24 protein-coding genes are annotated in these 24,083 nt (G+C 70.5%); 14 read left to right on the top strand and 10 right to left on the bottom strand.

Annotated features, from left to right (window positions below; translation table 11 throughout):
* Nucleotides 1–27 precede the first annotated feature (27 nt).
* From C8E96_RS01175 to C8E96_RS01165, 3 genes are read left to right on the top strand one after another with little or no spacing between them, the layout of a single operon-like run.
* Nucleotides 28–807 (top strand): enoyl-CoA hydratase/isomerase family protein, encoded by a 780-nt coding sequence (locus tag C8E96_RS01175; RefSeq protein WP_091370665.1) that lies wholly within the window; start codon nt 28–30, stop codon nt 805–807.
* The gene (locus C8E96_RS01170; RefSeq protein ID WP_091370667.1) at nt 797–1,753 is read left to right on the top strand and encodes a class I SAM-dependent methyltransferase; all 957 of its coding nucleotides are present in this window, start codon (nt 797–799) and stop codon (nt 1,751–1,753) included. Before C8E96_RS01175 ends, C8E96_RS01170 begins: the two co-directional genes overlap by 11 nt.
* The gene (locus C8E96_RS01165) at nt 1,754–2,932 is read left to right on the top strand and encodes a class I SAM-dependent methyltransferase (protein WP_091370669.1); all 1,179 of its coding nucleotides are present in this window, start codon (nt 1,754–1,756) and stop codon (nt 2,930–2,932) included.
* Here C8E96_RS01165 and C8E96_RS01160 read toward each other — a convergent pair.
* Nucleotides 2,910–3,851 (bottom strand): nucleoside hydrolase, encoded by a 942-nt coding sequence (locus C8E96_RS01160; protein ID WP_091370671.1) that lies wholly within the window; start codon nt 3,849–3,851, stop codon nt 2,910–2,912. The two genes, C8E96_RS01165 and C8E96_RS01160, sit on opposite strands and share 23 nt — an antisense overlap.
* A gap of 49 nt (nt 3,852–3,900) precedes the next feature.
* On the opposite strand from C8E96_RS01160, the gene C8E96_RS01155 reads away from it, so the two are divergent.
* Nucleotides 3,901–4,653 (top strand): acyltransferase, encoded by a 753-nt coding sequence (locus tag C8E96_RS01155; RefSeq protein WP_091370673.1) that lies wholly within the window; start codon nt 3,901–3,903, stop codon nt 4,651–4,653.
* 184 nt (nt 4,654–4,837) lie between these two features.
* On the opposite strand, the gene C8E96_RS01150 is transcribed toward C8E96_RS01155, so the two are convergent.
* From C8E96_RS01150 to C8E96_RS01135, 4 genes are read right to left on the bottom strand one after another with little or no spacing between them, the layout of a single operon-like run.
* Complete coding sequence (locus tag C8E96_RS01150) at nt 4,838–6,091, bottom strand: glycosyltransferase family 4 protein (RefSeq protein WP_091370676.1); 1,254 nt, start codon at nt 6,089–6,091, stop codon at nt 4,838–4,840.
* A 31-nt stretch (nt 6,092–6,122) separates the two neighbouring features.
* Nucleotides 6,123–7,643 (bottom strand): 1,4-alpha-glucan branching protein domain-containing protein, encoded by a 1,521-nt coding sequence (locus tag C8E96_RS01145; RefSeq protein ID WP_091370677.1) that lies wholly within the window; start codon nt 7,641–7,643, stop codon nt 6,123–6,125.
* Nucleotides 7,640–8,401, bottom strand: coding sequence for a class I SAM-dependent methyltransferase (locus tag C8E96_RS01140; protein WP_091370680.1), 762 nt, complete (start codon nt 8,399–8,401; stop codon nt 7,640–7,642). The genes C8E96_RS01145 and C8E96_RS01140 overlap by 4 nt, the downstream gene beginning before the upstream one ends.
* 38 nt (nt 8,402–8,439) lie before the next feature.
* Entirely contained in the window at nt 8,440–9,276 is an 837-nt protein-coding gene (locus C8E96_RS01135) for an SAM-dependent methyltransferase (RefSeq protein ID WP_091370682.1), read from the bottom strand.
* A 136-nt stretch (nt 9,277–9,412) separates the two neighbouring features.
* Between C8E96_RS01135 and C8E96_RS01130 the strand changes: the two genes are divergently transcribed.
* Together C8E96_RS01130 and C8E96_RS33815 are read left to right on the top strand one after the other, a co-directional pair.
* Nucleotides 9,413–10,288: a helix-turn-helix domain-containing protein gene (locus C8E96_RS01130; protein WP_091370684.1), complete on the top strand. Its 876-nt coding sequence runs from the start codon at nt 9,413–9,415 to the stop codon at nt 10,286–10,288.
* Nucleotides 10,289–10,448: 160 nt separating this feature from the next.
* Nucleotides 10,449–11,048 carry a DUF397 domain-containing protein gene (locus C8E96_RS33815; RefSeq protein ID WP_228769685.1) on the top strand — a complete coding sequence of 200 codons (600 nt, stop codon included), beginning with the start codon at nt 10,449–10,451 and terminating at the stop codon, nt 11,046–11,048.
* Between the two features lie 119 nt (nt 11,049–11,167).
* Here the strand turns inward: C8E96_RS33815 and C8E96_RS01115 are convergent, their stop codons facing one another.
* Nucleotides 11,168–12,004, bottom strand: coding sequence for a DegV family protein (locus tag C8E96_RS01115; RefSeq protein WP_091370686.1), 837 nt, complete (start codon nt 12,002–12,004; stop codon nt 11,168–11,170).
* Between the two features lie 257 nt (nt 12,005–12,261).
* Between C8E96_RS01115 and C8E96_RS01110 the strand changes: the two genes are divergently transcribed.
* The 4 genes from C8E96_RS01110 (at nt 12,262) to C8E96_RS01095 (ending at nt 15,811) form a co-directional block, all read left to right on the top strand.
* A complete protein-coding gene (locus tag C8E96_RS01110; RefSeq protein WP_091370688.1) occupies nt 12,262–13,047 on the top strand; it encodes an electron transfer flavoprotein subunit beta/FixA family protein in 786 nt (261 codons plus the stop codon).
* 23 nt (nt 13,048–13,070) lie between these two features.
* On the top strand, nt 13,071–14,039 hold the full coding sequence (locus C8E96_RS01105) for an electron transfer flavoprotein subunit alpha/FixB family protein (protein ID WP_091370690.1): 969 nt from the start codon (nt 13,071–13,073) through the stop codon (nt 14,037–14,039).
* 147 nt (nt 14,040–14,186) lie between these two features.
* Complete coding sequence (locus tag C8E96_RS01100; RefSeq protein WP_091370692.1) at nt 14,187–14,939, top strand: GNAT family N-acetyltransferase; 753 nt, start codon at nt 14,187–14,189, stop codon at nt 14,937–14,939.
* Nucleotides 14,940–14,941: 2 nt separating this feature from the next.
* Nucleotides 14,942–15,811, top strand: a complete 870-nt coding sequence (locus C8E96_RS01095; protein ID WP_091370695.1) for a lysophospholipid acyltransferase family protein — start codon at nt 14,942–14,944, stop codon at nt 15,809–15,811.
* On the opposite strand, the gene C8E96_RS01090 is transcribed toward C8E96_RS01095, so the two are convergent.
* The 4 genes from C8E96_RS01090 to C8E96_RS01075 all read right to left on the bottom strand — a co-directional run bounded on the left by C8E96_RS01090 (nt 15,803) and on the right by C8E96_RS01075 (nt 18,258).
* Entirely contained in the window at nt 15,803–16,321 is a 519-nt protein-coding gene (locus C8E96_RS01090; protein ID WP_324187058.1) for a class F sortase, read from the bottom strand. The two genes, C8E96_RS01095 and C8E96_RS01090, sit on opposite strands and share 9 nt — an antisense overlap.
* Before the next feature lie 104 nt (nt 16,322–16,425).
* On the bottom strand, nt 16,426–16,767 hold the full coding sequence (locus tag C8E96_RS01085; protein ID WP_091370699.1) for a hypothetical protein: 342 nt from the start codon (nt 16,765–16,767) through the stop codon (nt 16,426–16,428).
* A gap of 505 nt (nt 16,768–17,272) precedes the next feature.
* Complete coding sequence (locus C8E96_RS01080) at nt 17,273–17,758, bottom strand: hypothetical protein (RefSeq protein WP_091370701.1); 486 nt, start codon at nt 17,756–17,758, stop codon at nt 17,273–17,275.
* Nucleotides 17,755–18,258 carry a SigE family RNA polymerase sigma factor gene (locus tag C8E96_RS01075; RefSeq protein WP_091370703.1) on the bottom strand — a complete coding sequence of 168 codons (504 nt, stop codon included), beginning with the start codon at nt 18,256–18,258 and terminating at the stop codon, nt 17,755–17,757. The genes C8E96_RS01080 and C8E96_RS01075 overlap by 4 nt, the downstream gene beginning before the upstream one ends.
* 124 nt (nt 18,259–18,382) lie before the next feature.
* Between C8E96_RS01075 and C8E96_RS01070 the strand changes: the two genes are divergently transcribed.
* From C8E96_RS01070 to C8E96_RS01055, 4 genes are all read left to right on the top strand, one after another.
* Nucleotides 18,383–19,795 carry an MFS transporter gene (locus tag C8E96_RS01070; protein ID WP_091370705.1) on the top strand — a complete coding sequence of 471 codons (1,413 nt, stop codon included), beginning with the start codon at nt 18,383–18,385 and terminating at the stop codon, nt 19,793–19,795.
* Nucleotides 19,792–21,018, top strand: coding sequence for a cysteine desulfurase family protein (locus tag C8E96_RS01065; protein ID WP_091370707.1), 1,227 nt, complete (start codon nt 19,792–19,794; stop codon nt 21,016–21,018). The genes C8E96_RS01070 and C8E96_RS01065 overlap by 4 nt, the downstream gene beginning before the upstream one ends.
* Before the next feature lie 4 nt (nt 21,019–21,022).
* Nucleotides 21,023–22,111 carry a tRNA 2-thiouridine(34) synthase MnmA gene (gene mnmA / locus C8E96_RS01060; RefSeq protein WP_091370709.1) on the top strand — a complete coding sequence of 363 codons (1,089 nt, stop codon included), beginning with the start codon at nt 21,023–21,025 and terminating at the stop codon, nt 22,109–22,111.
* A gap of 198 nt (nt 22,112–22,309) precedes the next feature.
* Nucleotides 22,310–24,013, top strand: coding sequence for a S8 family peptidase (locus tag C8E96_RS01055; protein WP_091370712.1), 1,704 nt, complete (start codon nt 22,310–22,312; stop codon nt 24,011–24,013).
* Nucleotides 24,014–24,083 lie beyond the last annotated feature (70 nt).

The raw sequence follows: 24,083 nt of genomic DNA, 5'->3' as shown, positions 1-24,083 counted from the left end.
GTATCGGACCGGTAGGAGGACATCGCCGTGGGTGAGTTCGTTCGGCTTGAGGTCGAGGACGGCATCGGGACCATCCGGCTCGACCGGCCGCCGATGAACGCCATCAACCGCCAGCTCCAGGCTGAGCTGCGCGAGGTCGCGCAGGAGGCCCGTGAGCGCGACGACGTCAAGGCGGTCATCGTCTACGGCGGCCCGAAGGTGTTCGCCGCGGGCGCGGACGTCAAGGAGTTCGCGGAGATGTCGTACACCGACATCGCCGACTACGCCCCCGAGCTGACCGGCTCGCTCACCGCGATCGCCGAGCTGCCCAAGCCGACCGTCGCGGCCATCACCGGATTCGCCCTCGGCGGCGGCTTCGAGCTGGCCCTGTGCTGCGACCGCCGCATCGCCGGCGACAACGCCAAGGTCGGCCAGCCGGAGATCCTGCTCGGCATCATCCCCGGCGCGGGCGGCACCCAGCGGCTGGCCCGGCTGATCGGCCCGAGCAAGACCAAGGACCTCGTCTACACCGGCCGCTTCGTCAAGGCCGAGGAGGCGCTCACCCTCGGCATGGTCGACGAGGTCGTCGCCCCCGACGACGTCTACGAGGCCGCCAAGCGCTGGGCGGGCCAGTTCACGAGTGGCGCCTCCCGCGCGCTCGCCGCCGCGAAGGCCGCGATCGACGGCGGCCTGGACAACGACCTCGCCAGCGGCCTCAAGCTCGAGACCAACCTCTTCGCGGCGCTGTTCGCGACCGAGGACCGCGACACGGGCCTGAAGTCGTTCATCGAGAACGGGCCCGGAAAGGCGGAGTTCCATGGCCGCTGACCCGACGCCCAACCCGCACGCCACCGCCGAGCAGGTCGAGGCCGCGTTCCTCGACCCGAAGCTCGCGAACGTGCTGTACCACGACTGGGAAGCCGGCTCCTACGACGAGAAGTGGTCGATCTCGTACGACGAGCGCTGCATCGACTACGCCACGGGCCGGTTCAAGGCCGTCGCGGGCGACAAGGAATGGCCGTACGAGACGGCGATGGAGCTGGGCAGCGGCACCGGCTTCTTCCTGCTGAACCTGATGCAGGGCGGCGTGATCAAGAAGGGGTCGGTCACCGACCTCTCGCCCGGCATGGTCGAGGTGGCGCTGCGCAACGCGAAGAGCCTGGGCCTCGACGTCGACGGCCGGGTCGCCGATGCCGAGCGCATCCCGTATGAGGACAACAGCTTCGACCTGGTCATCGGTCACGCCGTGCTGCACCACATCCCCGACATCCCGGCGGCGTTCCGCGAGATCCAGCGGGTGCTCAAGCCGGGCGGCCGGTTCGTCTTCGCCGGTGAGCCGACCAAGATCGGCGACCGCTACGCCCGCAAGCTGGGCCAGGCGACCTGGTGGCTGACCACCAACGTCACCAAACTGGGCGCGCTGAGTTCGTGGCGCAGGCCGCAGGAGGAACTCGACGAGTCCTCCCGCGCCGCCGCGCTGGAGGCCGTGGTCGACATCCACACCTTCGACCCGGCGGAACTGGAAACCCAGGCGCGTGCCGCAGGGATGGTCGAGGTCCGTGCGGTCACCGAGGAGTTCGCCGCGGCCCTGTTCGGCTGGCCGGTGCGCACCTTCGAGGCCGCGGTGCCGCGCGAGAAGCTCGGCTTCGGCTGGGGCATGTTCGCCTTCAAGACCTGGCAGCGCCTGTCCTGGCTCGACGAGCGCGTGCTGCGCAAGGTCCTGCCGCGCGAGCTGTTCTACAACGTGCTCATCAGCGGCCGCAAGCCGAACTGAGTGGGCTACGGATTCACCCTCGGCGACGTAGCGTTCCTGCGGTCGCCGGACGGAGCGGCGGCGGCGGCCGAGATCGATCGGCTGCCGCTGACCCCTGCGACCTATCTGGCCGACGTGGCCAAAGCGCGTGTGTTGGCCGGAGACCGTGCCCCCGCGTTGCTCGAAACCGTGCTGCTTCGGCGCAAAGCCGTGTCCAAAGTGGACAACCCGGCCGACTGGCTGTTCACCGACGCCGCGCTGCAGCAGGCAACCCCGACCCCCGTCGCCCGACACCGCGCGCGCAGATTGGAAGGTCGCGACGTCCAGGACGTGACCTGCTCGGTCGGTGTCGACCTCGCGGCGGTGTCCGAGGTGGCCGCCCGCTGTGTCGGCTCGGACCTCGACCCGGTGCGGCTGGCCATGGCCCGGCACAACCTCAAGCGCCCCAACGTGATCCTGGCTCAGGCCGACGCGCTCGTGCCGATCACTCGCGAGATGGCGGTCCTGGCCGACCCGGGCCGGCGGGACTCCTCCGGCAGACGCCGCTGGCGCCCGGAGGACTTCGCACCGCCGCTGGGCGCCCTCGCCGAGACGTACCGGGGCCGAGACCTGGCGGTGAAATGCGCCCCCGGCATCGACTTCGACGATGTGCCCTGGGCGGACGAGGTCGAAGTCGTCTCCCTCGATGGTGCCGTGCGTGAGGCGTGCCTCTGGACCGGTGGCCTGGCCACGGAAGCGCGTCGGCGAGCCACCGTCCTGCGCTCCGACGGTTCGGAGTGGACAGTCACCGATCGCCACGACGACGACTGCCCGGTGACCGACGTCGGTGAGTGGATCATCGACCCCGACGGCGCCGTCGTCCGGGCAGGCCTGGTCCGTCATTACGCCGCCGCGCACGGCCTGAGCCAGCTCGACGAACGGATCGCCTACCTCACCGGACCCGTTCCCCCGCCGGGCATCCGCGCGTTCCGCGTGCTCGAACACGGCAAGTACACCGAGAAGACCCTCCGCACCACTCTGGCGAAACGCGGCATCGGCAGGCTGGAAATCCTGGTGCGGGGCCTGGACATCGACCCGAACGCGCTGCGGCCCAGGCTGAAGCTCAAGGGCCCGGACGAGGCGTCCGTGGTGCTGACTCGCGTCGGCCGTTCGCCGGTCGCGATCGTGTGCGAAGCGGTCAGGACAGACCCCGCAGGATGAACTCCCGCAGCCCGTCGAGTTCGGTGTCGGTCGCGATATCGATCGTCCGGGCCTCGGTGGTGTCGTTGTACTGAGTCAGCCGCCGGTCGGCGAGCGTCGCACCACGCGCCGGTCCGAACGCCGTCTCGACGCGCACGGGAAGTCGCTCGGTCTTGAGAATCCCCGGACTGATCGCCTCGGCCACCGCGACGGCGTCGTGGATCACCATGCCGTCGAAGTTCATCAGGGCGCTGTAGTGCGCGCGGTAGGAGCCGGTCAGCGCCGTCAGGGTCGCGCCGAGGGGGCCGGTGGCGGCCAGTCGGTCCAGCCAGTCGGCGTCGACCCGGCACCGGTACGTCAGGTCCATCGGCACGAGGACGGTGGGGACGGACTCCTCCACCAACACCCGCCGCGCGGCCTCCGGGTCCGACCAGATGTTGAACTCGGCGGCCGACGTCGCGTTCCCACCGGCCAGCCCGCCGCCCATGATGACCAGCCGCTCGATGCGGGGAGCGAGTTCCGGGTGGGTGGCCAGCAGCAGCGCGATGTTCGTCAGCGGCCCGATCGGCACGATCGTCACCGGTGTCGGCGAGGCCCGCAGCACCCGGGCCATCAACTCGACGGCGCCGACCGGCTCCAGACCCCGTGTGCGCGCGGGCAGCAGGTCCGCCCCACCCGACAGCCCATCCTCACCGTGCGCCGCCTTGCCCTCAGCCGCCTGCGGATGCACCAGCGGGCGAGCGGCCCCGGCCGCCACCGGGACGTCCTCACGCCCGCACAGGGCCATCAGCCGCAGCGCGTTGCGGGTCGTCGATTCCAGGCTGACGTTGCCGAACACGGTGGTCACCGCCAGCAGCTCCACCTCGGGTGAGCGGGCGGCGAGACAGAGGGCGAAGGCGTCGTCGACGCCGGGGTCCGTGTCGATGATCAGGCGAGGCATACGACCACCTTGCCACCGCGCACCTACCGCTGGGTTAACGTTTTCGCCCATGACGTCCATGTGGGGCTCGCCCGTGTCCGATCGGCTGCGATTCTGGTCGCGCGCGCACCGCGACCCCGCCCAGGCACGCTTCCTGACCAGGGATTCCCTGCGCTGGGTGCTGCGCAACCGGGCGTACACCCCCTGGTACCTGGTCCGGTACTACCGCCTGCTGAAGTTCCGCCTGGCCAACCCGCATGTCGTCCTGCGCGGCATGGTGTTCCTCGGCAAGGACGTCGAGATCCACGCCCGCCCCGGCTTCGGGCGACTGGAGATCGGGCGCTGGGTCCATATTGGGGATGGCAACGCGATCCGGTGTCACGAGGGCTCGATGCGCATCGGCGACAAGGTCGTGTTCGGCAGGCAGAACGTCGTGAACTGCTATCTGGACGTCGAGTTCGGCGAGGCCGCGTTGGTGGCCGACTGGGTCTACATCTGCGACTTCGACCACGTGACGTCCGATATCCACCAGCCGATCAAAGACCAGGGCATCGTGAAGTCCCCGGTGCGAATTGGGCCGGACACGTGGATCTGTACGAAGGTCACGGTCACCAAGGGCACTCGGATCGGGCGGGGTTGCGTGATCGGGGCGCACGCGGTGGTTCGTGGGGAGATCCCGGATTACGCGATCGCTGCCGGGATGCCTGCGAAGGTGGTCAAGAGCCGGCTCACCGCTTATGAGGCCGACGCTGCTCGTCGTGCGGCGGTCGAGGACATGGATCGCAAGGCACGCAAGGCATTGCAGAAGTCTTTGGAGGGCTAGGCCGCTGGGTGCCTGTTTGGGTGGTTCGCCTTGATTTGGGGACCCCCAGAAATGGGCCTGCGCGGGCAAAGAGGGTGGGGAGGTGAAGCCCACCCGCGCCGAAAGTTTAGGCCCATTTCACCCCAAATCAAGGCGAACCACCCAAACAGGCCGTTGGGTTCGGCCCGTTGCGTTTGTGCGGGGATCAGATGATGAAAGCGTTGCCGCTGGCGATCTTTGGCCTGCCCAGTTGGGTTGCGGGTGCCGCCTCAGCGCGCGCATAAACCGAAGCCGTCTGCTCGGCGATTCGGTTCCAGTCGAAGTCGACCGCCAAGCGCGCCTTGGCCATTTTGGCCCGTCGCCTGGCACTCGCGGGATCGTCCAAGACCTTGCGAACCGCCGTCGCGATGCCGTCCATGTCGCCGGGGGTGAAGGACAGGCCGGTCTCGCCGTCGACCACGACCTCACCCAGCCCACCGGCCGTCGACGACACCAAGGAAGCCCCAGCCGCCGCAGCCTCCAACGCCACGATTCCAAAGGGCTCATACCGGCTGGGCAGGACCACCGCATCGGCCGCCGCCAAGGTCGCGCCCAGTTCCCGGTCCGACATATGCCCGGCGAAGTCGATCGCGCGCCGGACGCGGAGTTTGCGGGCCAGTTCTTCCAGTTGCTTCGCGTAAGTGCCGCGGCCGGCCACCACCAGGCGCGTGCCCGGGTGGGTCCGCCGAATCCGGGGCAGCGCGCCGATCAGGTCCTGCACACCCTTCTCCCACTCCAGCCTGCCGAAGAACAGCAGCAGCGGAGCGCCAGCGGGACTGTGCGAGACCCGCGCCTCGCGGATGGCTGCGGGGGGCACGCGCCAGCTGCGCGGCTCGATGCCGTTGTGGATGACCGTGATCGTCTCCGGGTCGACCTCGAACAGGTGCGACACCTCCGCCCGCATGGCCGACGAGCACGTGATCAGGGCGTCCGAGCGGTTGGCCAGCCACCACTCGACCGAGTGAATCTGCTGGTTGAGTGGCTGGGACAGCCAGCCGCTGTGCCTGCCCGCCTCCGTGGCGTGCACGGTCGAGACCAGCGGTGCCTTCGCCTGTTCGGCCAGGGCGATGGCCGGGTGGGTGACGAGCCAGTCGTGCGCGTGCACCACGTCGGGGCGCCAGCCGTCGAGCAGGGACAGGCCCGCGCGGATCATCGCGTGGCCCATGGCCAGGGTCCAGGCGACCAGGTCCTTCTCGAACACCAGGTGCGTGGGGTCCTCGGCGACCCGGATGACCCGCACACCGTCGTGGACGTCGTCCTCGGTCGGGTGGGTCGCGGCGTCGGTGCCCGCCTCGTGCCTGCACAGCACGACGACCTCATGGCCCTGGTCGCTGAGGTGTCGGGCGATCGCGTGCACATGCCTGCCGAGCCCCCCGACAACGACAGGGGGGTACTCCCAGGACAGCATCAGCACGCGCATCGAGCGAATCCTCGCTTTCGGGTCTCGAACCCTACTCGTCAGTACCCAACCGTCGTGCATCGAGTCCGGCGAAGGGCCCGTCCTCCGAGACGAGCTCGGCGGCCCGCTGTGACGCGCGGTCGCGCGCGCCCGCGCGAACCAGGCTCGCCAACTCCGCGTAGCGCTCGCCGTGCACCTTGGCCCGCCGCCGAGCGTAATCGGCCGCGGAGTCCTTGGTGACCATGAACGCCCAGTCGCTGGACAGGGCCAAGAGGGCCTCACGCAGCACCTGGTCCATGACCGGGTCGCGGTCATCAACCGGATGCCTGTCGACGAGGTCGAGCAGGTCGCGCTGCAGTTCGGCGCCCGCGTGCACCAGGTCGGCGACCTGCTCGCCGTCCCACACCCGCCAGTCCTTGCCCGAACCCCACGACGACGCGGGCAGGTCAACCCGACCGCCGAGGTGCCCGGCCTCCAGGGCACCGCGCAGCGACGTCACGCGAACCCCGGCCTCGGGCAGCGCCCGCAGCACCTTCTCCAGCCAGACCGGGCCCTCGTGCCACCAGTGCCCGTAGAGCTCCGTGTCGTACGCGGACACCACCAGCCCCGGCTTGCCATGCTGCTCACGCAGGTCCGTCAGCCTGCGCACGACGGTGTCGACGAAGTCGGTCACGTGCCGCTCGATGGCCTGGGCGGCCAGCGCGGGCTCGTACGGCCGCTTGTGCTCGGGGTCGACGTTGCGCCCGGTCACCCGCGACGGCTTCAGGCCCGACGGGTGGTCGTAGGTGTGGAAGTCGCGGTACGCCGGGTCGCCCGGGTAGCTCGCCTTGGGCGACCAGACCCGGTAGGTGACCTCCAGGTCGCGCCCGAAGCACACGACGTCGGAGTCGCCCACCGTGCGCGCCGCCGACGTGTCGCCGTGCAGCGCCGGACCGTCGACCAGGAATCGCCGCACGCCCGCCGCCGCGTACCCCGTCTCCATGCCCGGCGCGTAACCGCACTCCGGCGCCCAGATCCCCTCGGGCCGGTGCCCGATCCGCGCCTCGGTGTCGTCCAACCCCGTGCGCAGCGCGAACGCGCGCAGCCGCGGGTCGAGCAGCGGCTGGAAGGGATGCGTCGCCGGACCGCCGATCAGCTCGATCACGCCACTGCCGACGAGGGTCCGCAAAATGGGCGAGAACCCGCTACTCCAGTGCGTCTCGAACTCCGTCAGCGCCGCCGCGGACGCGCGGAACTCGGCCGCGGCGACCTCGCGCAGCAGCGGGTCCGCCGCCTGCCAGCGGACACCCGCGTACTGCGCCCGCAGGTTCCAGTTGCCCAGCCAGTCGTGCACCCCGCGCAGTGAGTACGGATCGTCGAGCTGCGCGGCCAGCACCGGGGTGATCCCCAGGGTGAACATGTCGCGCTTGCCCTCGGCGGCGAAGCGCCGGGCCAGGTCCACGATCGGCAGGTACGAGTGGGCCCACGCCTGGTAGAGCCACTCCTCGCCGACCGGCCACGTGCCGTGGTGGGGCAGCCAGGGCAGGTGGCTGTGCAGAACAAGGGCGAAGCTGCCTATCGGCTCTTTGCTCATGCGCGCGCGATCCCGACCAAATCGAGGCTGGCGTCGATGTCCTCGGTGGTGATCTCGAAGTCCTCCGCGCGCACGGACGTCACCGCGGCCATCAGCTCGTCGGACCACGGCTGACCCGACACCGCCACCTCGATCTGCGCGTCGATGATCGACCCGCCCAGGGCCGCGTCCAGCTCACGCAGCCGTGGCCCGTGGTGCACGCCGCCGAGGAACTCGACCTCGAAACCGGCGTCGACCAGCAGGTCCGCCATCTCGGCGCCCGAGAGCTCGCGGGTGTGGAACGGGTTGAGCGGGGTGTCGCGACCGGGGGAGAAGGTGATCCGGTTCGGCGTGGTGATCAGCAGCCTGCCGCCGGGGCGCAACACCCGGCGGCACTCGCGCAGGAAGCCTTCCTGGTCCCACAGGTGCTCGATGACCTGCAGGTTCGCCACCACGTCCACCGACTCCGACCGCAGCGGCAGCGCCGCGAGGTTGCCCCGAAGCGTGCGCACCGACGGGTACGCCTTGGCCACGTGCGCGGCCGTCAGCTGGTCGTAGTCGAGCCCCACGACCAGCCGGGCGCGACCCGCGAGCAGGTCGGCGCCATAGCCCTCACCGCAGCCCGCCTCCAGCACCACGGCGTCCGCGCAGTGCGCCGCGAGGTCGAGATACGCGACCTCGTGGCGCCGGAACCAATAGTTCTCCTGGGGGATGCCCGGGACCGTGCGCTCACCGGTCAGCGGGAGCGATTCGGCCGTGGCTACGGGATCGGTGGACACCCCGGCACGGTAGCCGATGGCCTACCAGCCAGTACGGATCAGGGCTTGCGGCCGATGCCGCCCGCGATGCAGTACTGGACCTGGTCGAGCGGCTTGATCTGCGGACCGTCCGGCCACCAGGTCGCGCACAGGGAGACCCCCGGGTGGACCATCTCCAGGCCCGGGAACATGCCCTCGATCTCCTTCTGCGTGCGGAACACACCCGTGCCCATGGGGCTGTGGATGAACACGTCCTCCATGCGCCGCGCGAGCGCGCTGTGCTCGGTGGTCTGCGGGTCGAGGAAGTGGCTGATGCCGACGAACGAGCCCGAGGGCAGCGCGTCGATGTAGGCCTTCATGATGTCGGCGGGAGACCGCTCGCCGTCGTAGTGGTGGATCGTGCCCATCTGGAACAGGGCGATCGGCTCGTCGAAGTTGAGGTGGCCGCGCACCGTCTCGTTCTCGAGGATCCGCTCCGGCTCGAAGATGTCCTCGGCGATGAAGTGCGTCTGGTCGTTCTCCTCGAGCAGCGCGCGGCCGTGGGCCAGCACCACCGGGTCGTTGTCGACGTAGACGACTACCGAGTCGGGCTCGATCCGCTGGGCCACCTGGTGGGTGTTCTCCGCGGTCGGCAGGCCGGAGCCGAGGTCGAGGTACTGCTTGATCCCGGTCTGGTTCGCGATGAACCGGGTCGCGCGGATCAGGAAGGCGCGGTTGTCGTACGCGAGCTGCGCCGCTTCGGGGGCGACCGCCTTCACCCGGCGGAACACCTCGCGGTCGATCTCGTAGTTGTCCTTGCCATTGAGGAACGCGTCGTAGACTCTCGCGATGCTTGCCTTGCTGGTGTCGATGTAGACAGGCACATCACGTTCGGTCTGCTGGGCGTCGGTGGACATGCTTTCCTCACAGAGCGTCGTGGATCATGGACGGTGCGGAGTTGAGGGGTAACCTCACCATAGGGGTGTTGGCAAGAGTGCGGCCAGGTAGGGATCGCATTCCGGCGGAGAGTGTCGAGTCGGGAAGGGACGGAGCGTGGCCGACGGCCGCAACGACGGTGGGCTCAGCGGTGGCCCGACCGCGCGCAGGATCGTGCTGGGCTCCCAGCTCCGCAAACTCCGCGAGAAAGCCGAGATCACCCGGGGCAAGGCCGGCTACCACATCCGCGGATCCGAGTCGAAGATCAGCCGGATGGAACTGGGCCGCGTCGGCTTCAAGGAGCGCGACGTCGAGGACCTGCTGTCCATGTACGGCGTCACCGACAAGGAGGAACGCGAGCAGTTCCTCTCCTTGGTCCGGCAGTCGAACGAGCCCGGCTGGTGGCACCGCTACAGCGACCTGATGCCGACGTGGTTCACCGACTACGTGGGCCTGGAGGAGTCGGCTTCGCGTATCCAGACCTGCGAACTGCAGTTCGTCCCCGGTCTGCTGCAGACCGAGGAGTACACCCGGGTGCTGGCCAGCCACGGCCGCCCCGAGCTGAGCACCGACGAGACCGAGCGCCGGGTCGCCCTGCGTCTGTCCCGGCAGAAGGTGCTCCACCGCACCGACGCGCCGAAGCTGTGGGCGGTCATCGACGAGTCCGTGCTGCACCGGCCCATCGGCGGGCCGCGGGTGCTGCGCGACCAGATCGACCACCTGCTCGAAGTCACCCGGCTGCCCAACATCAGCCTGCAGGTCGTGCCCTACGCGCTGTCCGGCTACGCCGCGGAGAGCTCGTTCACGATGTTGCGGTTCACCGAGCCGGAGCTGCCCGACCTGGTCTACATCGAACACCTCGGCGGCGCTGTCTACCTGGACCGTCGCGAGGAGATCGAGACCTACAGCCGGGTGATCGACCGGCTGGCCGTCGACGCCGAGACGCCGAACCAGACCCGGCAGACGCTGATCAAGCGACGCGCCGAGATCTGACCGGGCGAAGCGGCCTGACCGCTCGCCGCTGAAATCCGACCGCCGAACGACTCCGGCAGATGCACGTGCATTTGCGCCGGCGGGTGATCGTGTTACCGTCGTCACGTTCAAATGCACGTGCATCTGCAACGTGAGGATGACGTCGGGAGGCGGGGTCGCGATGACCGTGATTCGCAACGGAATGTCAGCAGCACTGGTGACCGGCGCCGACTGGCGCAAGGGCAGCCGGAGTGGCGCGGTCGGCAACTGTGTGGAGGTCTCGCCGGTCTCCGACGGGCGCACCGCCATCCGTGACTCCAAGAGCCCCGACGGCCCGGCCCTGGTGTTCTCCGGGCAGGTCATCCGCTCCTTCACCAGCGCCCTGCGCGGCGGCGTCCTGCGGATGCCGACCGCCGAGACCTACCTGCGCAGGCTCGTCGCCCGCGGCTTCGACTTCCTGCACCCGCGCGACGCCCGCGGTGAGATCGCCGCCGTCGTCGGTGTGCGCGCCCACCACAACGTCATCGACGTCATCCGGCTGCACGCCGAGGACGACGCGATCGCCTCCCGGCTGCCCGCCGACGCCGCGGACGTGCTCAACCCGACCGAGGTGCTCTGGCAGCGCGCGGGCTGGGCCACCGACATCCTGCGTGACCTGCTCGCCCTGCCCGACGACCGCACGCCCGGCGCCTTCGCGCGCCACCGCGCCGAGACCTCGGCCGCGGGCTGCTGGGTGCCCACCGCGCCCGGCCGTGCGAAATGGCTTCCCGCGACGGCCTGACCCCCACGTCGCCGCGCGTGCGTGATGACAGCGCGCCCTGTTCATCACGAACATGAAGACCACCTTTCCCCCGGAAGGTGGTCTTCATGTTTTGTGGACCCAGTTCCTGCCTGACGGACCTATACGGGCGAGATGGAGATGTTCAGCGCGCCGGGGCCCAAGTGGACCGCCAGGGCGGAACTGCCCTCGATGATCACCGACTGCCGCGCCTGGGGAACGCGCGGCAGCAAGGTGTCGAGCATCGCGTGAGCCTGCTCGGGCGCGCCGACATGCCCCACGGCCAGGTCGACGGCCCGGCCGTCGATCCGGCGGACCGCCAGGTCGATGAGCTTGCGCACCGCGCGGTTGCCGCCGAGGACCTTGTCCAGCGGGGCGACCTCACCGTCCTTCATGGCCAATAGCGGCTTGAGCGACAGCGCGGTGCCGATCAGGCTCGCGGTCGCGCCGATGCGCCCGCCGCGGCGCAGGTACTCCAGGGTGTCCACATAGAGCAGTTCGGAGCAGTCGGCGAGCCTGCGGCTGAGCGCGTCGATGATCCGGGCGGGATCGCCACCGGCCGCCGCGACCCGGGCGGCGGTCGTCGCCGCGTACCCAAGGGACATTCCCGTGGTCCGAGAGTCCACGACGTGCACGGGGATGGACGCGCGCTCGGCGGCTTCCTTCGCGTGCGCGTAGGTCTGGGACAGACTGCTGGAGAGGTGGACGGACACGATCGCGTCGCACCCGTCCGCCGCGGCTGCCTGGTAGGCCCAGAACAGCGCCGCCGGGTCCGGCGGCTCGGTCGACACGTCACGGCCCGACCGCAGCGCGTCGATCAGCATCTTTCGGGGGACCCGGGACTCAAGATCGAGGTGGCCGTCGATGCGGATTTGTACCGGAATGACAGTCAGCCGCCACTGCGCGGCCATGTCGGCGGGCAGGCAGGCGGTGGAGTCCGTGATCACGGCGACCCTCATTCCTAGGACAATAACCCGTTCGGACCAGCGCAATCACCGTCGGGCGGGCCGCGTGGTGAGCACTGTCACGGCGCTGACACGAGGGTTGCGCCTTGCACCTCAGCTACTGGCGAGTAACATCGGCGTGGTCAAGGCCACCGTGTCAAGCGGCCGACCCGCATGGCAAGGTCAGCCGAACCGCACGAGAATTCAAGGCGGCGCGCTGCCGGTCGGCGGCGAACACACGGTGCTCGTACCCAGGAGGTCGAAGAAGACCCATGCCAAACATCGTTGTCCTGGTCAAGCAGGTGCCAGACACCTACTCGGAGCGCAAGCTCTCCGACTCCGACCACACGCTGGATCGTGAGTCCGCCGACGCGGTGCTCGACGAGATCAACGAGCGCGCCGTCGAGGAAGCGCTGCTGATCAAGGAGGCGCAGGGCGGCGAGGTCACCGTGCTCAGCGTCGGCCCCGACCGTGCGACCGAAGCCATCCGCAAGGCCCTCTCCATGGGTGCGGACAAGGCCGTGCACGTCTCGGACCCGGCTCTGCACGGCTCGTGCGTCTTGCAGACCTCCAAGGTCATCGCCGCCGCGATCGGCAAGGTCGACGGCGTCGACCTCGTCATCGCCGGAAACGAGGCCACGGACGGCCGCTCCGGCGCCGTCCCGGCGATCCTCGCCGAGCTGCTGGGCTACCCGCAGCTCACCCACGCCCGCAAGGTCACCATCGAGGGCACGTCGATCAAGGTCGAGCGCGAGACCGACGAGGGCATCACGCACCTCGAGGCCTCCCTGCCCGCCGTGGTCAGCGTCGGCGAGAAGATCAACGAGCCGCGTTACCCGTCGTTCAAGGGCATCATGGCCGCGAAGAAGAAGCCGGTCGAGACGCTCACCGTCGCCGACCTCGGCATCGACGCGGGCGAGGTGGGCCTGGCCAACGCCTCGTCCTCCGTGCTCGAGGCGGCCCCGAAGCCCCCGCGCGCGGCGGGCCAGCGGGTCTCCGACGAGGGTGACGGCGGCGTGAAGATCGCCGAGTACCTCATCGCCCAGAAGCTCATCTGACAAGCAGCGAAGGAGGAAACCCCATGTCCGAAGTTCTGGTCCTCGTCGACCACGTCGACGGCGAGATCAAGAAGGTCACCTTCGAGCTGCTGACCGCGGCCCGCCAGATCGGCGAGCCGTCGGCCGTAGTGGTGGGCTCGCCCGGCACGGCGGCCAAGCTCAAGGAGTCCCTGGCGGCCTACGGCGCGGCGAAGGTCTACGTCGCCGAGTCCGACGACGCCACCGGCTACCTGGTCACCCCGAAGGTCGACGTGCTCGCGGCCCTGGTGGAGAAGACGGCCCCCGCGGCCGTCCTCGTCGCCGCCACGGCCGACGGCAAGGAGATCGCCGGTCGGTTGGCCGCCCGCACGGGTTCCGGTCTGCTGGTCGACGCCATCGGCATCGAGGGCTCCGCCGGTGACGTTGTCGCCGTGCAGTCCATCTTCGGTGGCGCGTTCGTGGTCAAGTCGAAGTCCAACAAGGGCACGCCGATCGTCTCGGTGCGTCCCGGTGGCCTCGAGGCCGAGCAGGCGCAGGGCGCCGCGGCCGAGGAGGCCGTGGACGTTCCCGCGGCCGACGCGGCCAAGTCCGCCCGCATCACCGGCCAGGAGCCGATCGTCGGCGGCGACCGCCCCGAGCTCACCGAGGCGTCGGTTGTCGTCTCCGGTGGTCGCGGTGTCGGTTCGGCCGAGCAGTTCGAGGTCGTGGAGAAGCTGGCGGACGCGTTCGGCGCGGCTGTCGGCGCCTCGCGCGCCGCGGTCGACTCGGGCTACTACCCGCCGCAGTTCCAGGTCGGGCAGACCGGTAAGACGGTCTCCCCGCAGCTGTACGTCGCGCTCGGCATCTCGGGCGCGATCCAGCACCGCGCGGGCATGCAGACCTCGAAGACGATCATCGCGGTCAACAAGGACGCCGAGGCGCCGATCTTCGAGATCGCCGACTTCGGTGTCGTCGGCGACCTGTTCGCCGTGGCCCCGCAGCTGACCGAAGAGGTCGGCAAGCGCAAGGGCTGAGTTTGAATCAAGATCGAATTCGGGGCGGTTCCCACTCGGGAGCCGCCCCGAACTCTTTGCCCCGGCACTGGCAATTCACTGACTTTCCACCGACCGGTTACGGGAATGGCCCAGTCACGGTTGCCGAGTGGTCCGTAGAAAACAGATATGACCCACGTGCTGGTGAGCACCCCAGAGACCGCTACCGCGCGCTACTCGCTTCTGGTGGCCCACGACGGGGCCGAAGTGCGTGCCGCGCAACGACTTCGCCACCAGGTCTTCGCCGAGGAGATGGGCGCGACCCTGCGGACCCCCGAGCCCGGTCTCGACGTGGACCGGTTCGACGAGTTCTGCGACCACCTGATCGTCCGCGAGGACACGACTGGCGAGATCGTCGGCACCTACCGGATGCTGCCCCCGGAACGCGCCGCTGAGGCGGGCGGGCTCTACTCGCAGACCGAGTTCGACCTCTCCGCGCTCGCCGGGATGCGCGACGGCCTGGTCGAGACCGGACGGTCCTGTGTGCACGCCGACCACCGCAACGGCGCCGTGGTGAGCCTGGTGTGGGCGGGCATCGCCCGGTACATGCTGCTCTCCGGCCGCAGCTGGCTCGCGGGCTGCGCGTCGGTCCCGCTGAACGACGGCGGCACCCTCGCCGCGGGCGTGTGGAACACCGTGCGCGCCAAGCACTACGCCGACGAGAGCTACCGGGTCCAGCCGCTGAACCCTTGGGACGTCGACTCTGTTCGCACGCCCGCGCGGACGGTGATGCCGCCGCTGCTCAAGGGCTACCTGCGCCTCGGCGCCTGGGTGTGCGGCCCGCCCGCGCACGACGCCGACTTCGGTGTCGCCGACTTCTTCGTGCTGCTCGGCCTCGAGCACATCGACCAGCGGTACCTGAAGTTCTTCCTGGGGGAGTAGCGATGGCCCACGCCTGGATGCCGACGTCGCCGTGCGGCCCGTCCTGTCTGACCGGTGGCGAGCCGACCGTCGGCCGGGCCCGGGTGGTGGCCCGGTTGGCCGGGGCCGCGGCGGTGCTGCTGGGCAGCGCGCTCGCGGTCCCGCTGCTGCCGGTGATCGGCCGCGCGGGCCGGGAACTGGTCGCGAAGACGATTTTCCGTTGCCTGCTGCGGGCTTTCGGCGTCCGGCTGGACGTCACCGGTGATCTCGGGGCCGACCAGCGACGCGGCGCCCTCGTGGCGACCAACCACGTGTCCTGGCTGGACATCGCCGCGGTGAACGCGATCCGCCCGATGCGCGCGTTGGCGAAGCTCGACATCCGCTCCTGGCCGGTCCTCGGCCGGATCGTCGCCGCCGCGGGAACCGTGTTCCTGCACCGGGAAAACCTTCGCACGCTGCCCGCGACGATGGAGTCCCTTTCGGCCGCCCTGCGGTCGGGGTCGCTGGTCTACGTGTGTCCGGAAGGGACGACGTGGTGCGGCCAGGGGGTCGGCCGGTTCCGGCCGGCGGTGTTCCAGGCGGCCATCGACGGCGGGGTGCCGGTGCGCCCGATCGCGCTGCGGTTCCTGATGGCCGACGGCCGCGAGACCAGCGCGCCGTCGTTCATCGGGGACGAGACGATCATCGACTCGGTGCTGCGGGTGGCGCGGCTGCGGGGTCTGGTGCTGCAGGTCCAGGTGCTTGACGAGATCGCCCCCGGCCGCGCGGCCGACCGCCGCGAACTCGCGGCGCTGACCGAGGCCGCGGTGAACTCGGCACTTGGCCGGGTCACGGTGCCCGCGCAGCGCAGGCGGGTGCGGCCGGTCCGACCGCACCCGGCGCTGTCAGCCTGATTTCGGGGTGGCGTAGGCGATGATGTTGTCGCGGTAATTTCCTGTGGCGCGGTCGAAGCTGCCGCCGCAGGTGATCAGCCGCAACTCGGGGCCCGCGGTGTCGCCGTAGACCTCTTCGGTGGGGAAGGCGTCCTTCGCCACCTGCTGCAGCCTGCGGACGACGAAGGTCACGGTGCTGCCGTCCTCGCGGGCGATCAGCACCTCGTCGCCCGGGGTGAGTTTGGTGAGCTGGTGGAAGATGCCCGGATTGCCGTCGCCGTCGACGTGCCCGAGCACCACCGACGGCCCGACCTCACCCGGCGTCGGCCCCAGTTCGTACCAGGCGGCTTGCAGGGGCTGCGAGGTCGGCGGCACGTCGAGCGCGCCGTCGGCGGTGAGCCCGACCGGCACCAGCGAGGACTTCGCGCCGATCTTCGGGATCTCCACCGACACCGGCTTGATTCGAGCGGCCGTGGTCGTGCTTTGGGTCGCTGCCGTGCTTTGGCTAACCGGCGGCGGTGCGCTGGATATGACTGGTGGCGCGGATACAGCCGCGGCACAGCCGGACACGAGTGCCACCGCCACCATGGCCGCCGCGAACCCGCGGCGGCCATGACGAATGCGGCTCACGACGATCAGTTGGACCCACGCACCGCGCGCCTGCGCAGCGCGAAGGCACCAAACCCGGCGACGATGGCGGCGCCGCCACCGAGCATCAGACCGGTGTTGTCACCCTCCGGGCTGCCACCACCGGTCTGCACGCCGCCCTTGGGGCGCGGACGAGCGGGCGCGGTGGTCGGGATCGGCGTGGGGCTGGAGGTGACCACGGCCGACGAGGGTGCGGCGGAGGGCTGCGGAGCCTTGACCGTGGTCGACGGCGGCGCGGGCTGGCCCTGCTCGGCCGTCGCGGGGGACACGGTGAACAGGGTCGCGGCGCCGACTCCGAGGCCGACGAGCAGAACGCGGACAGCACGCATGTGCTTCTCCTATGCGTTGGTACAGCGGGAATGGGTACGCATAGGAAGACCGGTCGGTGGTGGAGGTTGGTTCGCCGCGGTGGTTGTTTCGTCGGTCAGAACACAACGGGCAACCTGACGGCGGATCTGATCGTCACTGCCGCTCTGCTCGAAACCAGCCGACCGGCAACCGCGGTTGCCCGGGTGGGTGCCTGTTTGGGTGGAGTGGTTTCTTTGGGGCCCCTACGAAGAAAGACCCCTGTCGTGGGAAAGCGGGTGGGAAGCCTTCGGCCCCACGACCACGCGAGTTTAGGGGTCTTTCTTCTCCCCCAAAGAAACCACTCCACCCAAACAGGCCGTTGGGATTGGCCTGTCACGTTTGGGGGTGGGGTGGTTGGGATGGCGCATCCCGGCCGGCCGTCGGGTTCGGTCCAGCACCTTCGCGGTGGTGGGCGTGGCTGCTAGATCCCAACAAGCCCTTGTGTCGGGCCCGCTGGGACTCCAGTGATGCGCGGTCGTTCCCGGTTTACCGCCGAGTGGTGGTCGGGCTGACCGACGCCGGCGCTGCTTCCGAGGTGGCGGGCGCCGAACGTGGGTTGGTCGGTCGTCGGGCGGCTGTGGAGGCGGGAGGTTCGGGTGCGCGGACAGTCGACTTGGTCGTGGCGCTCGGCGGCGGCATCGGGGACGGGCTCACCGTCGTCGGTGGGGGCGTCGTGGGCGGTATCGATGGCGCTGTCGTGGTGACGCGGCCGACTTCTGCCGGGCCGACCATGCCCGGGGCCTCGACCGGTCCCGTCAACAGGGTCGCCCCCAGGGTCACGCCGGCGACTGCCGCGGCCACGCCTCCGATCCCCGCATAACGTCGGGTCCGCAGGCGGCGTCGGGCCAGGGACAGGATCTCCTGCGGCTCCAAGCCCAGCTCGGGTTCCTCATCCAGCGCCCGGTGGATCACCGAACGGACGTCGTCGCGTTCCCGCGGGTCCGTCTCCGCACCTTCAGCGAAGCTGTTCATCGCGGTCCCTCCAACACCATCTCGTCGCGGAGCATCCGCCGTAGTGAGGCCAGGCCCTTGGCGCACTGGCTCTTCACCGTTCCCTCCGCGCAGCCGAGCAGCTGTGCGACTTCCTCGACCGGCAGGTCCTCCCAGTACCGCAGCACCACCGCCGCCCGCTGCCGGACCGGGAGACGGCCGAGCGCGCGTCGGGCGTCGAGTGCGCCGTCGTGGTCCTCGTGTGGGGCCGCCACCTCGGGGAGGTCGTCGGCGCCCCATTCGCGTTTGCGCCACAGGCGCCGGGACTCGTCGATGGCCGTGCGCACCAGGATCTTGCGGGCGTACGCGTCGACCGCGTCGTCCGCGCGGATCTTGGGCCAGGCGCGGAACAGCTTGAGCAGCGCGCTCTGCACCAGGTCCTCCGCCCGGTGCCAGTCGCCGCACAGCAGGAACGCTGTGCGGCGCAGCGCCGCCCCGCGCGCTTTGACGTAGTCGACGAACTCGTTGTCGCGATCGGTCACCCGACGGTCTCCCTCCCCGGTCTACCCATGGTGACGATCGGGGTGGGGTGCCAGGTTGCCCTCCCCGGGAAATCTCACGAAAAGGACTGGACCTCCGGTGCGGTGGAGGTAGCACCATGACCGGGTGACGGTCACCGAACCACCCAGCGGATCCCTGTGGAGCTCCGAGAACCGGGCCACCACGGTCGGCGTCCTGCTGCTCATCACCATCGCCGCCTTCGAACACCTCGGGGTCAGCACCGCGATGCCCCGGATGCTCGCCGAGCTCGACGGCGGCCACCTCTACGCCTGGCCGTTCACCTCCTTCCTCGCCGCCAGCGTCGTGGCGACCGTCCTCTCGGGGCGGCTCTGCGACCGGGTCGGGCCGGGCCCGGCGCTGATGGTCGGCCCGACGCTGTTCCTGGCGGGGCTGATCGTCGCCGGAACGGCGGGCGACATGGCCGGACTGCTGGTCGGACGCGCCCTGCAGGGCCTTGGCCTGGGCACCGAGGTCGCCGCGATCTACGTGTTGGTCGCCCTCATCTACGCGGAGAAGTACCGGCCCGCCGCGTTCGGGCTGCTCGCCGCGGCCTGGGTGATCCCGTCCATCATCGGCCCGACTGCGGCCGGTATCGCCACCGAGCGGCTCGGGTGGCGGTGGGTGTTCCTCGGCCTGGCCCCGCTCGCCGTCCTCGGCGCGATCCTGCTGGTCCCGGCCCTGCGCGCGCTGCCGAAGCCGACGCGACCGGCCACCCCGGGCAAACGTGGACTGCCGCTCGCCGCCGTCGCTGCGGCCGTCGGGATCACGGCGGTGACATGGGCGGCGCAGCACCCGTCCCTCGGGACGCTGTGGATCGGGCTCGGCGGGCTGGCCGTGCTGCTGCCCGCCCTCCGCACGCTGCTCCCCATCGGGACCCTCACCGGCCGCAAGGGCCTGCCCCGCACCGTGCTGGCACGCGGCGTCCTGGCCGGCTCGTTCTTCGGCGTCGAGGCGTTCCTGCCGCTGACCCTGACCGCTGTCCACGGCTACTCGCCCGCGATGGCCGGACTCCCGCTCACCCTCGGCGCGCTCGGCTGGTCCGGGGCCTCGCACTGGCAGGGCAGACGGCCCGACATCCCCCGCGCCAAGCTGATCCGCTGGGGTTTCGCGATCCTCGCGGTCGGGCTCGCGTCGACGGCGTTCATCGCCCCCGCCTGGGGACCGCACTGGCTGGCCTCGGTCATGTGGGTGGTCAGCGGCGCGGGCATCGGGATGGCCTTCCCGGCGATCAACGTGCTCGCCCTGCAGCAGACCTCCGAGCAGGAGCGCGGTTTCACCTCGTCGGCGCTGCAGGTCGCCGACATGGTGTTCTCCGCGGTCTGCGTCGGGTTCGGCGGCGTCCTGCTCGTGTCGCTCGCCACAGCGGCCGCCCCGACCGCGGCGGTCCTCCCGCTCAACCTGGTGATGGCGGGCGTCGCCGCCCTGGGTTTCGTCCTCTACAGCCGTGATGGGAACGGCCGGTGGGCGGGATCTCGTGACAGGGGTGCGGAGAGTCGGTCTACTCTGGTTGAGCGATGACCTATCTCGACCATGCGGCCACCACGCCCATCCTTCCCGCGGTGGCCGAGGCCCTCACCGGGGCGTTGACCACCTACGGCAACGCCTCTTCGCTGCATACCTCCGGCAGGCTGGCCCGACGCGCCGTCGAGGAGGCCCGCGAGACCGTCGCCGCGGCGCTGGGCGCCCGCCCCTCCGAGGTGATCTTCACCTCCGGTGGCACGGAGAGCGACAACCTCGCGGTCAAGGGCATCCACTGGGCCCGCCGGGCGAAGAACCCGGCCCGCACCCGGGTGCTGGTCTCCGCGGTCGAACACCACGCCGTGCTCGACGCCGCCACCTGGCTCGCCGAGCACGACGGCGCCGAGGTCGTCCACCTCGAGGTCGACGCGTTCGGCCGGGTCCACGAGGACACCCTGCGGGCCGCGATCGCCGAGGACCCGGAGTCCGTCTCGGTCGTCAGCGTGATGTGGGCCAACAACGAGGTCGGCACCGTCAACCCGGTGCGCGAACTGGCCGCCGCCTGCGCCGCGCACGGCATCCCGTTCCACACCGACGCCGTGCAGGCCGTCGGCGTCCTGCCGGTCGACTTCGCCGCGAGCGGCGCCAACGCCCTGACCGTGTCCGGCCACAAGCTCGGCGGGCCGTTCGGCGTGGGCGCGCTGCTGCTGGGCCGCGACGTGCCCTGCGCCCCCGTGTCCCACGGCGGCGGGCAGGAGCGCGACGTGCGCTCCGGCACCCTCAACGCACCCGCGATAGCGGCCTTCGCCGAGGCCGTCCGCGTCGCCGCCGCCGAGCGGGTCGAGCGCGCCGACCGGCTGGCCGTGCTGCGCGCCGACCTGGTCGCCCGCGTCCGTGCCGCGCTGCCCGACGCCATCCTCAACGGCGACCCCGGTGAGTCCACAGTGGACGATGGTCCGTCGCGGCTCCCCGGCAACGCCCACTTCTCCTTCCCCGGGTGCGAAGGCGACAGCCTGCTGATGCTGCTCGACGCCAAGGGCATCGAGTGCTCGACCGGCTCGGCCTGCACCGCGGGTGTCGCCCAGCCCAGCCACGTGCTGCTCGCGATGGGCGCCGAGCCCGCCATCGCCCGCGGCTCGCTGCGCTTCTCGCTGGGACACACGTCGACCGTCGATGACGTCGACACCCTGGTCGAGGCCATCGGACCGGTGGTCGAGCGAGCCCGCAGCGCGGGTCTCGCCGGAATGCGGCGGGCCAAGTCCCGAGCCGCGGCGGAGGTGTGAGGCAGTGCGAGTTCTAGCCGCAATGAGTGGCGGCGTCGACTCCGCGGTCGCCGCCGCGCGCGCGGTCGCCGCGGGCCACGACGTCGTCGGCGTGCACCTGGCGCTCTCGGCCAAGCCCGGCACCCTGCGCACCGGTTCGCGCGGCTGCTGCACCGTCGAGGACGCCCACGACGCCCGCCGGGTCGCCGACCTGCTCGGGATCCCGTTCTACGTCTGGGACTTCGCCGAGCGGTTCACCGAGGACGTGGTCGAGGACTTCGTCGCCGAGTACGCCGCGGGCCGCACACCCAACCCGTGCCTCAAGTGCAACGAGCGGATCAAGTTCGAAGCGCTGCTGGACAAGGCCATCGCGCTGGGCTTCGACGCCGTCTGCACCGGCCACTACGCCCGGCTCGCCCAGGTCGACGGCCGCCCGGAACTGCGCCGCAGCGCCGACCTCGGCAAGGACCAGTCCTACGTGCTGGCCTCGCTGACCGCCGAGCAGCTCAGCCACGCCATGTTCCCCCTGGGCGACTCACTCAAGTCCGACGTGCGGGTCGAGGCCACCGAGCGCGGCCTCGCCGTCGCCGAGAAGCCCGACAGCTACGACATCTGCTTCATCCCCGACGGCGACACCCGCGGCTTCCTCGCGGGCAAGCTCGGCGAACGCCCCGGCCAACTCGTCGACGACGAAACCGGCGCGGTCCTCGGCGTGCACGCGGGCGTCCACGGCTTCACCGTGGGGCAGCGCCACGGCCTGGGCATCGACGCCCCCTCCGTCGACGGCCGTCCGCGCTACGTGCTGGCGCTGGAACCGGTGAGCGGCAAAGTCCGGGTCGGCGCCATCGAGAAGCTCGCCGTCCGCGAGATCATCGCCGACCGGCCGATCTGGCCTTCCGGCGTCGCCCTGGACCGACCGGTCGACTGTGTCGCTCAGGTCCGCGCGCACGGCGGCACCTCGGCCGCGACGGCCGACTTCGTCGAGGGAAACCTGGTCGTCCGCCCCTCGGAGGAGCTGCGCGGTGTAGCGCCTGGGCAGGCCGTGGTCCTCTACCGGCCGGACGAGGCGGGCGACATCGTGCTCGGCAGCGGAATGATCTCCGCGACCCGCTAGGCCACTAGGGCAAGCGGGTCCTGACACAGCGTGATCGGCAAGTTTCGGTCGCACGATCGGGTAAAGCCGTTACGCAGGCACTATGCCGATCGACGTATCTCATGACTGCCCGCCTGCTCTACTAACGATGAGCAGGTTGGGCTGATCTCAGGTACCGACCGTGACAAGACGAGACGACAATCGGGGTGGAGTTAATCCATGGCGACCATGAGCCCGAGCGGTGACCAAGCGTCCGGAGGAAGCGGCGACGAGGGCGAAGGCCTGTCGGAAGTCGTCGGCCTGCCGCCGGGCGTGGTGATCCGGCATCGAGCGCGCGCGCTCAACCCGTCCACAGCGGTACCGAGCCGCGGCAACCGCAAACCCGACACGACCATCTACCGCGCCGACACCCTGCTCGTCCCGCTGCGCATCGCGCGTGACGACGAGGCGCTCGCTCGATTCAACGAAGCCCTTCAGCCGCTCGGCGTCGAACTGGTCCGGCTGCTGCCGGAGACCGACCGCTGGCAAGCGGCCCTGCGCACGTTCGACGACGGCATGGCGGTCCCCGTCCTGGTGCGCCTGCGCGAGGACGCGGTCGCCGACCGTGCCCCGGATCCCTGGACGGTTCTCGTGAACCTTCGCCGCAAGTTCTCCGACGACGACCTCGCCGGAATCAGCCTCGAACACGTCGCCCACGCGGCGTCCGTGGAGATGCACGGCACGCCCTACGGCAGCGGGGTGCCCTACGGCAGTGGCGTCCCCTATGGCAGCGGTGTCCCCTATGGCAGCGGTGTCCCCTACGGCAGCGGTGTCGGCCAGGGCGGCGGCGCGGGCATCCCGCTCGCCAGCGGCACCCGCAACCCCGTCCGGCTGTTCATGCCGGAACCGCACCGCACGTGCGACCCGACCAGCCTGCCCTCGGGCAGGCGTCCCGTCGTCGCGGTGCTCGACACGGGCATCGGCACCCACCCGTGGCTGCGCATCGGCGACGTCGCCTCCGACCCGGTCGTCGAGGTCTCGCCCGAGTTCCAGGGGCTGCTCGCGGACCTGGAGACCACCCTGACCGACGCCTCCGGCGGCGTGCTGCCGAGCCTGGCCTCCTACGAGGACCAGCGTGACGTGCTGCAGCCGCTGCTGGGCGTCACCGACTCGCACTCCGGCCACGGCACGTTCGTCGCGGGCCTCGTCGTCCAGAACTGCCCGGACGCGCGGATCCTGTCGCTGCGCGTCCTGCACACCGACGGCATCACGACCGACGCCTCGGTGCTGCTCGCGCTGGAATGGCTGCGGGCGCGGGTGCAGAACGCGATCGACACGGAGACGACCGAGGGCTTGGTCGACGTGGTGTCGGTGTCGCTGGGCTTCTACCCCGAGCACACCGACAACCAGACCGGCCTGCTGCTGGCTGAGGCCGTCCGCAAGCTCACCGACCTCGGTGTCGTCGTCGTGGCGGCGGCGGGCAACGACTCGACGACGCGCCCGTTCGTCCCGGCTGCGTTGGCGTTCAACCCGGACGGGTCGAACACGGGCAACCCGCTCCTGGTGGCGGTCGGCGCTCTCAATGCGTCGGGCACCTCGGTCGCGGCGTTCAGCAACGAGGGCGACTGGGTCACCCGGTGGGCGCCAGGCAACGCGGTGGTCAGCACCGTCCCGCTGTGGCAGGGGCCCGAAGGCGGCGGCCTGGACACCGCGGGCGACGGCAATCCGGCCATGCGCCGCACCTCACCGGACCCCGACGACCTGACCACCGGTTTCGCCGTGTGGGCGGGCACGTCGTTCGCCACGCCCGTGATCGCGGGGCTGATCGCCAAGCACCTCGCCGGGTCGGCGGCCGCGCAGGGTCAGGCCGAGCGCGGCGCCCGGGCGGCGGAGGCGCTCGCCCAGGCTGACCAGGAGCTCAAGGAACGCGGCTGGGTGAACTGATCGACACGGCGTTACCCGCAAGGTGGCCGGCAGTACTGTTTTGTGCATGGCCGGTCAGCTCACGCCCGCG

This window comes from Actinokineospora alba (assembly GCF_004362515.1).
GTDB classification, from domain to species: domain Bacteria; phylum Actinomycetota; class Actinomycetes; order Mycobacteriales; family Pseudonocardiaceae; genus Actinokineospora; species Actinokineospora alba.
Note: the sequence above shows the minus strand (reverse complement) of the source record. Positions and strands in the feature narration are given on the sequence as shown.

Coding starts and splice junctions, on each gene's coding strand:
- C8E96_RS01170 (WP_091370667.1), top strand. CDS start 797: ATGGCCGCTGACCCGACGCCCAACCCGCACGCCACCGCCGAGCAGGTC.
- C8E96_RS01160 (WP_091370671.1), bottom strand. CDS start 3,851: ATGCCTCGCCTGATCATCGACACGGACCCCGGCGTCGACGACGCCTTC.
- C8E96_RS01155 (WP_091370673.1), top strand. CDS start 3,901: ATGACGTCCATGTGGGGCTCGCCCGTGTCCGATCGGCTGCGATTCTGG.
- C8E96_RS01150 (WP_091370676.1), bottom strand. CDS start 6,091: ATGCGCGTGCTGATGCTGTCCTGGGAGTACCCCCCTGTCGTTGTCGGG.
- C8E96_RS01145 (WP_091370677.1), bottom strand. CDS start 7,643: ATGAGCAAAGAGCCGATAGGCAGCTTCGCCCTTGTTCTGCACAGCCAC.
- C8E96_RS01135 (WP_091370682.1), bottom strand. CDS start 9,276: ATGTCCACCGACGCCCAGCAGACCGAACGTGATGTGCCTGTCTACATC.
- C8E96_RS33815 (WP_228769685.1), top strand. CDS start 10,449: ATGACCGTGATTCGCAACGGAATGTCAGCAGCACTGGTGACCGGCGCC.
- C8E96_RS01115 (WP_091370686.1), bottom strand. CDS start 12,004: ATGAGGGTCGCCGTGATCACGGACTCCACCGCCTGCCTGCCCGCCGAC.
- C8E96_RS01110 (WP_091370688.1), top strand. CDS start 12,262: ATGCCAAACATCGTTGTCCTGGTCAAGCAGGTGCCAGACACCTACTCG.
- C8E96_RS01105 (WP_091370690.1), top strand. CDS start 13,071: ATGTCCGAAGTTCTGGTCCTCGTCGACCACGTCGACGGCGAGATCAAG.
- C8E96_RS01100 (WP_091370692.1), top strand. CDS start 14,187: ATGACCCACGTGCTGGTGAGCACCCCAGAGACCGCTACCGCGCGCTAC.
- C8E96_RS01095 (WP_091370695.1), top strand. CDS start 14,942: ATGGCCCACGCCTGGATGCCGACGTCGCCGTGCGGCCCGTCCTGTCTG.
- C8E96_RS01085 (WP_091370699.1), bottom strand. CDS start 16,767: ATGCGTGCTGTCCGCGTTCTGCTCGTCGGCCTCGGAGTCGGCGCCGCG.
- C8E96_RS01080 (WP_091370701.1), bottom strand. CDS start 17,758: ATGAACAGCTTCGCTGAAGGTGCGGAGACGGACCCGCGGGAACGCGAC.
- C8E96_RS01065 (WP_091370707.1), top strand. CDS start 19,792: ATGACCTATCTCGACCATGCGGCCACCACGCCCATCCTTCCCGCGGTG.
- C8E96_RS01055 (WP_091370712.1), top strand. CDS start 22,310: ATGGCGACCATGAGCCCGAGCGGTGACCAAGCGTCCGGAGGAAGCGGC.